The sequence below is a fragment of the Hymenobacter piscis genome, from assembly GCF_018760735.1.
Lineage (GTDB): Bacteria > Bacteroidota > Bacteroidia > Cytophagales > Hymenobacteraceae > Hymenobacter > Hymenobacter piscis.
In genome coordinates, this window is sequence record NZ_JAHHZN010000040.1 from 1 (window position 1) to 9,950 (window position 9,950).

A 9,950-nucleotide genomic window follows, 5' to 3' on the forward strand; every position below is an offset into this window, starting at 1 on the left:
TAGAGAAAAAAAAACGTTCATAACTATTTAAATAACAGAAGTTTATGAAGCAAAAAGAAGATCTAAAAGGGAGTTTTAATGTGTGAAAAGGGAGTTTTAATGTGTGAAAAGGGAGTTTTAATGTGTGAAAAGGGAGTTTTAATGTGTGGAAAGGGGAGTTTTAATGTGTGGAAAGGGAGCCAATTAAAGAGACCTCCCTTTTGATGACTCCTTTTATCATATATTCGCCTTATGAATCAACCCCTTACAACCGATTTGGAGATACGTCATAGCAATGCATTAACCAATGCACGCTTTGAATACACTGAGCTACAATTGGACTTGTTCTTCTTCATGCTATCTAAGCTCAGGAAGAATCAAGATTCACTAGTCTATCAGCTAAATATCAAAGAGTTATCTGCGCTAACTGGCAAAAAATATGACTTTCCTTACCTATGGCAGGCTACTGAGGGAATGATGTCGCGGGTATTCTCAATAACTAATGGGAAATACCCTGAACAGCTTTCCATGTTTCAGCGCATTAAGTATCTGACAGGTACCGGCATTATTGAATTTGAGCTTACCAGGCATATTCTACCTCATCTATTTCACCTCAAAGACAACTTTAGCAGCTTCGGTCTCTCTGCTGCACTTCGCCTCACCAGCAAGTATGCCAAGCGCATTTACCCTCTCTGCTCCCAATGGAAAGACCTGGGCAAGACAAAAAAGTATAGTATTCGGGAGTTTAAGTCAATGCTTAATCTTCTTAATGACAAGGGCTTAGATAAAGAAAAACTCAAGTCATTTAAGGACTTTCGAGTAAATGTTCTTGATAGAAGCATCAAGCAAATCAATGAGCATACCGAGTTGCACGTTGATTACACGCTTGAAAAAGTGGGCAGAACTTATGAATACATCACTTTCAATGTTAAGCTGCAAGCTCTGACAACGCCTATCCCAGTTGACATTGTAGCTACCACTCCAACTTTGCCGGGCGTTCAACAAAGCCACTACGATAACGCTGCCCGCATCCTGGATGAACTACGCATCACCGATGTAAAGCACCGGCAAACCATCCTGAGCAGCGCGGCCCACGTCGCGGACGTCAACCGTTACAACCACGACTTGAAAACAGGTAAGGTCAAAGCCTCCCGCAATCCAGGGGGCTTACTGCTCGTACGTCTCGGCCTTGTTGCGCCAAAAACTTCGAAAACCGCTTAGTCCTATCAATGCGACACAAGATTTATCTCGAACTCGTCGTGTTGAAGCCGGAAAATGCGGTGCACCTTACGGAAGCCGAACAACAGGCCATTCCATGCCATTTTCTGATGGCTCAGGAGGCAGAAAAGCGCATGTTGGTGATAGAATACACCCCTGGCTCTGATCGGGCCACTAGGGAGCGAATTATTGCCGTGCATTTGCGGGCTTACTCGCGCCGTTACCACATCATCAGCTACCAGGTGTTCGACGATTTCGTTCCGGCTATACCAGTTTCAATACCAGTCTAAGGAGTAGTAATTGGAGGCAGTGGGGAAGAAGCCCCCCCTCGGCTTGGTAGCTTTGCATCATGACAGAAGAAGTTACCATTGCGCCCCTGGTGCACGTTTCGGTCAGTCCTCCCTCCGCTCAGGAGCTGCCCACTGCCTACGCCGTTCGCTTAGCTGCTGAATACGCGGCGATTGAGTCGGAAGCCCATAAAAAAGCATTTGGCCAGTATTTTACTCCTGGCGAAATCGGTAGCTACTTGGCGAGTCTCAGCACCTTCGCTGGTTCCGAAGCACGTCTCCTTGACCCTGGTTTTGGCACAGGCGTATTGGCCTGTGCTTTAGTTGAGCATTTGGTGGCCACTGGTGGCCAGCTGGCCACCATTCACCTTGACGCCTACGACGTGGACGCAGGTGTTGTCCCATATGCACAGGCCGTACTCGACCACTTAAAGCAGTGGTTACACGAGCGCCACGTTGTCCTGCACAGTCAGCTCATTCTGGAGGACTTCATTGTATCTCACAGCGAGTTATGGCAGTTTCCCTTAGCCGATGTTACCCCGCGGTATGACCTGGTCATTTCCAATCCGCCTTATTTCAAGCTTAACGCCGCTGACCCGAGAAACAACTTAGCACGCCAGCGTCAACTCGATCAGCCTAACATTTACTCGCTATTCGTGGTGCTGGCCACCTTGCTCACCAAGCCAGGTGGAGAACTCATCTTTATCATTCCCCGCAGTTTCTGCTCTGGCTTTTACTACGAGCGGTTTCGTGCCTTCCTCTATGATTACCTCCGGCTGGACTATTTCCACCTGTTCCACGCTCGTGACAAAGCGTTCAAAAAAGATGCTGTTCTCCAGGAGAATATCATCTTTAAGGCAACCCGTTTCAAACAAGGACCGCTGCCGAACTATGCCGTTACGGTGGCATCTTCTACTGGTGCGCATGACCTCGCTGGAGCCGAAAAACTCAATGGCCACCTGGACGAGATCGTGGATTTGGGTAGCCGGGAAAAGGTATTGTTTCTGCCCACAACCGAAGCTGAGCGGGTACTCATCAGTAATTTCAAAACCTGGCGACACCGCCTCCATGATTTTGGCGTGGAGGTATCCACCGGCCCCGTTGTAGCTTTTCGCACCACAGCGCACCTAAGCGAAACGGCCAGTTCGGAACACGTCCCATTGCTCTGGATTGACCACGTGCGACGAGGGCAAATCAACTGGCCAAACAGTCGTGGCCGTCAACAATATGTATCCCTGGGTGCAGGCCGTAAACTTGGCCTCTTGCCGAATCGCAACTACGTACTGCTGCGTCGATTCAGCGCCAAGGATGATAAGCACCGTCTTATTGCAGCACCTTATTTCGCCGCTGATTGGCGGCAGTACGCATCGATAGGCTTGGAGAACAAGCTCAATTACCTCTACTCCAAAGCAGGGGAATTGACCGATGTGCAGACGGCAGGCCTTTCCGCCTTGCTCAACAGCAACATCTACGATGCCTTCTTCCGCATCTTCAACGGTAACACCCAGGTGAGTGCTACCGAGGCACGCGCGTTGCCCATGCCCCCATTGGCCACCATCGAGGAAATCGGTCGGCAAGTACTTGGACAGGGGCAGGATGCGACTGACGCCATCGTCAACCAGGTATTAATTCACGTGTAATCCTTCATTAATTACCCTCATGCCGGTTTCGGATAAAATCACTGAAAGCCTAGCCATCTTACAAGCTCTGGGAATGCCCCGGGCCCAACTTAACGACCGTTCTGCGCTCACTCTGCTGGCGCTGCTTGATCTGAAACCCGAAGGTTCATGGCAGCAGTTAGAACGGCCACAGATTGGCGTAACCCCCATAATGGATTGGTGCCGAGATTTTTACGGAACCACGTACGCGCCGAATTCACGTGAGACGTTTCGGCGGCAAACGCTGCATCAGTTCCGCGAGGCAGGTATTGTGCTGTATAATCCGGATAAACCCAATCGGCCGGTAAACTCCCCTGCGGCCTGTTACCAGGTGCCCTCCGAGCTTCACAATGTATTGCTCACTTACGGCACCCCAGAGTGGGAATCAGTGCTCACGGAGTACCTGGCCACCCGTCCAACCCTTACTGCGCAATACGCTAAGGCGCGCGACATGGAACTGATTCCCCTGCAGGTAGCGCCTGGTACCGAAATCAAACTCAGCGCCGGCAAGCACAGCCAGCTCATCTACGATATCATCCACGAATTCGGGCCGCGCTTTGCTCCCAATGCGGAGGTCATTTACGTTGGTGATACCGCTTCCAAGGACGGCTACTTCCAACGTAAGCAACTGGCCGCATTGGGCGTTGAGGTAGATGCACACGGCCAAATGCCTGATGTAGTGCTCTATGACGCGGCGCGGAATTGGCTGCTGCTCATCGAATCCGTTACGAGCCACGGCCCAGTAGATGGCAAACGCCACGGCGAGCTCAGCAAACTTTTTGCTGCCAGTACAGCTGGCTTAGTGTACGTCACGGCCTTTCCCGACCGGAAAACGATGGGTAAATATCTGGCCGATATTTCCTGGGAAACGGAAGTATGGGTTGCTGAAGCGCCTACGCACATGATCCATTTCAACGGGGACCGTTACCTGGGACCTCATCTAAGTACTGAAGAAGCTTAAATCGCCTGAGCGTATGCCCGCACCGAGGCTGGACCTCAGTGCGGGCATACTTTAGCAAGGACAGTTGCAGGGTACCGCTGGTGACGCAGCAGGTGGTGCAGGAGTAGGTACGACTGCAGGTGCTGGTGCAGTGGCACTAGTGGCTACACGTCTGCGCTTGGATGGGCGACGCTTTTTCTCACGACGATGGACGGGCGGGATATTTTCCTGCGCCGGAACGGGTGCAGGAGTAACAATAACCTTGGCGGCCGTAATGAAAATTTCCCCCTCCGGCGTAATGTGTACAGCCGATGCGGTAATGGCGACGGAGGATGAGGACGGCGCAACAACGACCGGTGCGGGCGCAACGATGATGGTGGGCTTGGGCTCCGGTTTAGAGCAGGCATTGGGCGCAAAGGCCAATACGATGGGTACTACTGCTTTGAATAGTAAGTCATTAAGGGTTGTACGTTTCATTGAACAATGTGATTTCCCTTATATATCGCCGGGTCAGTCCTCCCTTTCGGGTTTTCTTTGGACTGCTCCGGTAATTGGGTCTTCCATTGTAAATAGTCCCCTCTCGCGGCCGAAGTCAGAGTTCAGGGAAAAAACTTGCAGACTTTGGCAGCATTTGCGCACAAGTTTGTAGATCAGTCCCGGGGAATCTCCAACCACGCCCCTCAGTATCTATCGGAATTCAGTCTTCCTGTACCATTGCTTCGGCTGCACCTAACCGAGGAAAGCCGAAGCAATCTTCCCCTAGTTGAACCGCAGAAAAAGCCCCATTGGAAGACTCTAAAATGGTTGGGAAAATGGCGGTTCTACGTGTGGCTAGAATAACATTGAATCCTAGTAGATGAAATAGAATTTTAGGGGCAGTGGGGGGAGCGGAAAAAGTGCGGCCACCGTCCCGATTTTGTCCCTTAACATAATCGTGGTTATAATCCCCACCTCGGAATAGTGCCTATTCTGGCCTCCACGCGCGGGCCGCGGCCGGCGTGGTACTTTTCCATTCACAGAGCGTAAATTGCCACTATTTTTAGTTTGCTAAAAAAATGCTTTTATACGTAGCTAAAAACCTTATCTTTACCTCTATAGGGGAAACGGTTTCTCTACTCACAATAATCCCTGCTCGCCATGTCCATCAAACCTGGTCCCAAGCCGAATAAGCCAGACGGTACTCCCGACAGAAGAAGAAGAGTCACCCCGGAATCTCAGCCGAAGCATCCGGATTTAAAACCTCACAGACACAGGCCTGGCAAATAATGATCGATTCACAAACGAATCCCCTACATCGGCTTCACAATGTCGGCGTAGGGGATTTGTGTAAAAATGGCCCTACAACCACTGGGTGGCTATACCCTATCATGAAAAAGAGGAAGCCTTATCAGCCTCCTCTTATGATGCAATAGGTGTAGAAAGGCAGGGCTACCTACCCCTGTCAGCCCCACACACCTGTAAAGGCTGATGTGGCAAATGTAAGACACTGTCTTTCTAACGACGAAGCTAAACAGACACCTAGCGTCTGCTGCCCTTGCTTGCTAAGATAGCATTTTACGTACCTTTGCACCCCTTATCAAAATCAGCTAACAAATAGGCAAGAAATAACAATTAGGACAAATCACTAAGCCAAGCCCTATAATATTGACTATCAACAACTTACTAGTAAAATATATTTGTTACTAATAAATATATTACGACACTTTCTTTGACCTTTATCAAAAGGTGTTACTTTTGCAAACGGAAATTAATACCGACTAAAGGGATAAATTCAAAGAATTTACCCTCTGTAGCTTGCGATAAATCGAACAAAAAGCTTCGTTTTTCACATAACAAAACAGCCAGCAAGCAATGCTCACTGGCTGTTCGAGAATGACAAGAATGTTCTTACAGGTTGAACGTCGTCTCGCAACTACTTTTCAGCAGTTGAGACTAAACTAGTTTGGAACTAGTATCCGAAAAGCTTTCGCTCTCTTCGGGTAAATGCGCACACCGTTTTTCATAATACTTCGCACGTAAATGTAACGGTAGCCTTCTGGGGCAGTGTCTGAGTTCACTCTACATGTTCACCTCCTTTCTTTTTTGAACAAAACTTGTCATTGAGGCCTAGCTAGCGGGAACTAGCTGGGCCTTTTTGTATAATATTCTCAGGGACGAGAATAGTTCACTCGACAAATATACGGGTAAAATTTGGCCCACAGTCGATTTTCAGCAAAAAAAGCAGTTCCCCTAGCTTAAATACACCAAAGTCGCTTAGAGAGGCTCCTAGATACTTAAAACAAGCTATTAGATCAGCTACGCTCGCCTCTAACTATTTTAGCTTTTCTAAACAACTTAGAAATTTCAGTTCATATTGAACTGTGCTTTCGGCGATGCCGATTTTTAGCACTCACTAGATTACTGTGAAAGACTAGTGGTGCGTAACTGGATAGCTAATAATATATCATAAAGCCCCCGGCTGGTGGAACAACCGGGGGGCTTTAGGTGGGTGCTGGTACACCCTAACTTCTTACTTGGCAGCATCAGCGTCTGCTCCGATGGGTGGAAAGTATTGCTTCGTTAGCTTAGTAGTCTCGCGCGCATTCTTGCCCTTACTCATATCCTGACGGAAGAACTTAATCTGGTCCCGATACAGATTCCGCTCCTGCTGAATGGCCGTCGCCGTGCGCAATAACTGATCATACTTCGCCTGCTCGACCCCGCGAAAAGCCCCGCCCACCCAGGAAATCAGCAGCGTGAGCACCACCCCGAGGCCAAAGATGCCTGCGGGCCAGCGCCAGCTGCTCGTAAAACTCACCGGGATGGAGCGCGGATAGGAAGCCACCACGGCCCGCTGCTCGGCCACGGCCGCCGTCGTCTGCCGGGTATTCTCTTGCAGGCTGGTCACCAGCTGCTGCACCATGTACTGCACTTGCTGCAAACTGGCCACTGTACCCGCCTGGATTGCCCCCTCAATCCGTTTGGAGGCGTCCTGCCCCGCCTGGTTCAACGTCGTGGCCGTGGGCAGCAGCGGCACCAACTTCGCCACCAACTCCGTGGCCACCTTCTCCGTGTTCAGATGGATAGAGGGCCGGCTTTTGGCTTCTACCGTAGCCACCAGCTGCTGCAGGTCGGCCACGCTGACTGGCTTGCCTCGTTTGAGAAGTGCGTCGACGCCATCACGGATGGAGCTGATATCACTGAACAGGTCTGTTTGCGGATTCATGGAAGCAGGGAGTAGAAGATAAAGAGGGAAAGAATTACATCTCAATGCCACCGTCGCGGCTGCGGTCCGGCAGCGGTGTTCGCCGCGGCGCCTGGGCGGCCTGACGGGCGGCTTCCTGGGCCTGCGCCTGCCGGGCCTGTTCTTGCGCCTGGGCTTGGCGGGCGGCTTGCTCCTGATACAGGCGGTTCAGCCGTTCCGCCTCCTGCTGCTGGCGCTGCCTGAGGGCTCCCGCTTCGTACGCGTGGGCGGCCTGGGCCACATCCTGCGTGAGGGCCGGGGACTGCGCCTGGTACTGGGCAAAACCCTGCTGCAGCTTGCTGGCGCTGTATTCCTTGGCCACCTCACTGCCCTTGATGCGGTGGCCGTCTTTCTCGAACACGACCCCGTACACCTGCGGCCCCTCCTTCTTCTGGTGGGCACTGGGATGTACCTGCACGCCGTACCGGGTCAGCTTCGCCTGCAGCTCGTCCCAGCTGCCCGAGTAAGCGGCCGTATGCTTCAGGGCATTGCCGACCTCGTGGCGGGCCCGCTGCCAGTTGGCGTCCCGCTCGGCTTTCGGCGTTTTGGCCGTTGCCTGGCGGTGGGTTGGTTCCGTGACTTCCCGCGCTTGCTCCCGCCCGCGCTGCTCGGCCACGCTCAGGCCCAGCTCCCGCTCCAGCTCCTTGCACACGCGCCGGCTTTCCTGGCCGATGAAGTTGTCCGGAATTGTCTGCCCGTCATTATCTACCCGGTTGGCCACTAGGTGCGCGTGTGGGTGCCCCTTGTCGAAGTGCCCGGTCAGCGACCATTGCGTATTCTCCAGCCCCATCTTCTCCACGTAGGCCCGCCCGATCTGGCGCAGGAGTTCCGCCACCTCCTCCCGGCTGCGCCCGGCCGCGTCCTCGGCCGGCAGCGCCAGCGCCACGTGCAGCACGGCGTTGCCCAGCCCGGGGCGCTGGGACTGCTGAAAGGCAAAATCCTGCGCCATATGCGCCGCACTATCCGTGCGCACGCCCTCCGCAGCGAGCACCTGTGCTTGCTTGTCCTCCTGCAGCACGTAGCGGCAGATGCCGGCGAAGCTCTTGCCGATTTTCACCTTCCCAATCATACCGCGACCTGGTGGAGGGTGGCCAGCAACTGCTGCACCTGGTCGAGCGTGGCCCGGGCCTGCGCCTGCACGTCTTGGCCCACCCGGGCCAGCACCACCAGCTGATTCAGATTGGTGGCCAGCTTCACCAGTTGCCGGTACTGCTCCCGCTGCTCGGCCGTGGGTGCGGCCTGCAGCACCTGCACTCCATCGAGAGCCGCCCGGATGATGGCCGACCGGCTCAGGCCCGTTTGCTGGGCCTGCTCTGTTACCCGCGCCAGTTGCCGCTGGTCCAGCCGCAGTTGAATGGTCGCGTCATGGGGAGATGCGGCTTTAGGCCGGCCGGGAGACCGTTGCTTTTTGGCGGGTTCGGAGCTGGTACTTGGCACTGACATAGGCTAGAAAAAATGGGCAATGGCTAGGGCCCCCTACAGGGGCAAGAAGAGGGAGGCCGGAGGCCGACCGGGGTTTTTGCAAAGCAAAAACACTTCTTGCTTAACCTCCAGAACGGCCCGGGACTGCGCCTCAAGGTACGATTCTGCTGCTGCCTGTGCAATCATGCTCTAATCTTGTAAGGTGTATTTCCTTTAGTCAATTAGTTACAAGGAGTGCCTGAAACCTTGCTCCTTTTTACCTCTAATCTCCGACAGGCAGTAATCCTCATGTACTCGATCTACCACTCTCACAAACGGCATTTTGGTTACACTTCTCATGCTCAAATCTGGCCTCTGAGCGCGTCGATACTCTCATAGGTAGTTCCGGCCGGCCGGCCATCTAATCGTTGCATCGTGGGCTTCTATGCGCGTCACAAGCCTCCCCCACTGCCTTTGCTCCCCACTGCCTGATCATATGTTGGTATGAGTAGATTGAATAAAAGGACCTTTTTACAGGAGGGTCAATACCACCATTCTCAGTTTGCTTAACACGAAAATCTGCCCATTTGAGAGCCCCCTAGGTAAGCCGTATTGCTCCCCCTTCTACTCTTCCTCTGGCTCCCACAATCCTCCAGATAAGGTGGGGGATCAGTGGCATTTTCAGCCGGCTACTAGGTACCGACGCTATGCGTCCCTGCCACCTACTAGCTGCTCAGAGGCTGACTTCACTTATAAAAGGTTTCCTTTCCAGCTTTAATCAATGGGAGAAAAGGGCTTATACAGCGTCAATAAGGGCTTTGGCAATCTCTTCCGGCCTTCTTTTATCGACGACTTATAAAAGGTTTCCTTTCGCGGTTTCAGGCATATAACTGAGCCATTCTAGTCACGGATTATACCAGTATTCCCAAGTCTAAAACAGTACACAAGTTATTGATTTTCAGTTATATGCCATTTTTTGAATATTCGCAAATTACTGGCTTCTAGGACTTTGTTTGTTTTGCTTCTCTCTTGTCTGTCGTTCTGATAGAACACCTTTAAAAGCTTTTTTCCTCGCGCGAACACCAATTGGTGTATTTGTAAAGCTTTGTTCTATTTGTAGAGAAAAAAAAACGTTCATAACTATTTAAATAACAGAAGTTTATGAAGCAAAAAGAAGATCTAAAAGGGAGTTTTAATGTGTGAAAAGGGAGTTTTAATGTGTGAAAAGGGAGTTTTAATGTGTG

Annotated in this window: 8 protein-coding genes; 5 read left to right on the forward strand and 3 right to left on the reverse strand. The window is 51.9% G+C overall.

Annotated features, from left to right (window positions below):
* Positions 1-231: 231 nt before the first annotated feature.
* From KLP40_RS20795 to KLP40_RS20815, 5 genes are all read left to right on the forward strand, one after another.
* Positions 232-1,200 carry a replication initiation protein gene (locus KLP40_RS20795; protein ID WP_215595767.1) on the forward strand — a complete coding sequence of 323 codons (969 nt, stop codon included), beginning with the start codon at positions 232-234 and terminating at the stop codon, positions 1,198-1,200.
* Positions 1,201-1,208: 8 nt separating this feature from the next.
* The gene (locus tag KLP40_RS20800; protein ID WP_215595768.1) at positions 1,209-1,487 is read left to right on the forward strand and encodes a hypothetical protein; all 279 of its coding nucleotides are present in this window, start codon (positions 1,209-1,211) and stop codon (positions 1,485-1,487) included.
* Between the two features lie 59 nt (positions 1,488-1,546).
* Positions 1,547-3,124 (forward strand): Eco57I restriction-modification methylase domain-containing protein, encoded by a 1,578-nt coding sequence (locus tag KLP40_RS20805; protein WP_215595769.1) that lies wholly within the window; start codon positions 1,547-1,549, stop codon positions 3,122-3,124.
* A 19-nt stretch (positions 3,125-3,143) separates the two neighbouring features.
* On the forward strand, positions 3,144-4,103 hold the full coding sequence (locus KLP40_RS20810; protein ID WP_215595770.1) for a BsuBI/PstI family type II restriction endonuclease: 960 nt from the start codon (positions 3,144-3,146) through the stop codon (positions 4,101-4,103).
* A gap of 253 nt (positions 4,104-4,356) precedes the next feature.
* Entirely contained in the window at positions 4,357-4,731 is a 375-nt protein-coding gene (locus tag KLP40_RS20815) for a hypothetical protein (protein ID WP_215595771.1), read from the forward strand.
* A 1,860-nt stretch (positions 4,732-6,591) separates the two neighbouring features.
* Here KLP40_RS20815 and KLP40_RS20820 read toward each other — a convergent pair.
* From KLP40_RS20820 to KLP40_RS20830, 3 genes are read right to left on the reverse strand one after another with little or no spacing between them, the layout of a single operon-like run.
* Positions 6,592-7,287, reverse strand: coding sequence for a hypothetical protein (locus tag KLP40_RS20820; RefSeq protein WP_215595772.1), 696 nt, complete (start codon positions 7,285-7,287; stop codon positions 6,592-6,594).
* A gap of 34 nt (positions 7,288-7,321) precedes the next feature.
* Entirely contained in the window at positions 7,322-8,374 is a 1,053-nt protein-coding gene (locus KLP40_RS20825) for a relaxase/mobilization nuclease domain-containing protein (protein ID WP_215595773.1), read from the reverse strand.
* Complete coding sequence (locus KLP40_RS20830) at positions 8,371-8,748, reverse strand: ribbon-helix-helix domain-containing protein (RefSeq protein WP_215595774.1); 378 nt, start codon at positions 8,746-8,748, stop codon at positions 8,371-8,373. Before KLP40_RS20830 ends, KLP40_RS20825 begins: the two co-directional genes overlap by 4 nt.
* Between the last annotated feature and the right edge of the window lie 1,202 nt (positions 8,749-9,950).

Bases quoted from the DNA above. Each gene is read 5' to 3' on its own strand.
- KLP40_RS20795 (WP_215595767.1), top strand. From the start codon at position 232: ATGAATCAACCCCTTACAACCGATTTGGAGATACGTCATAGCAATGCA.
- KLP40_RS20800 (WP_215595768.1), top strand. From the start codon at position 1,209: ATGCGACACAAGATTTATCTCGAACTCGTCGTGTTGAAGCCGGAAAAT.
- KLP40_RS20805 (WP_215595769.1), top strand. From the start codon at position 1,547: ATGACAGAAGAAGTTACCATTGCGCCCCTGGTGCACGTTTCGGTCAGT.
- KLP40_RS20810 (WP_215595770.1), top strand. From the start codon at position 3,144: ATGCCGGTTTCGGATAAAATCACTGAAAGCCTAGCCATCTTACAAGCT.
- KLP40_RS20815 (WP_215595771.1), top strand. From the start codon at position 4,357: ATGAAAATTTCCCCCTCCGGCGTAATGTGTACAGCCGATGCGGTAATG.
- KLP40_RS20820 (WP_215595772.1), bottom strand. From the start codon at position 7,287: ATGAATCCGCAAACAGACCTGTTCAGTGATATCAGCTCCATCCGTGAT.
- KLP40_RS20825 (WP_215595773.1), bottom strand. From the start codon at position 8,374: ATGATTGGGAAGGTGAAAATCGGCAAGAGCTTCGCCGGCATCTGCCGC.
- KLP40_RS20830 (WP_215595774.1), bottom strand. From the start codon at position 8,748: ATGTCAGTGCCAAGTACCAGCTCCGAACCCGCCAAAAAGCAACGGTCT.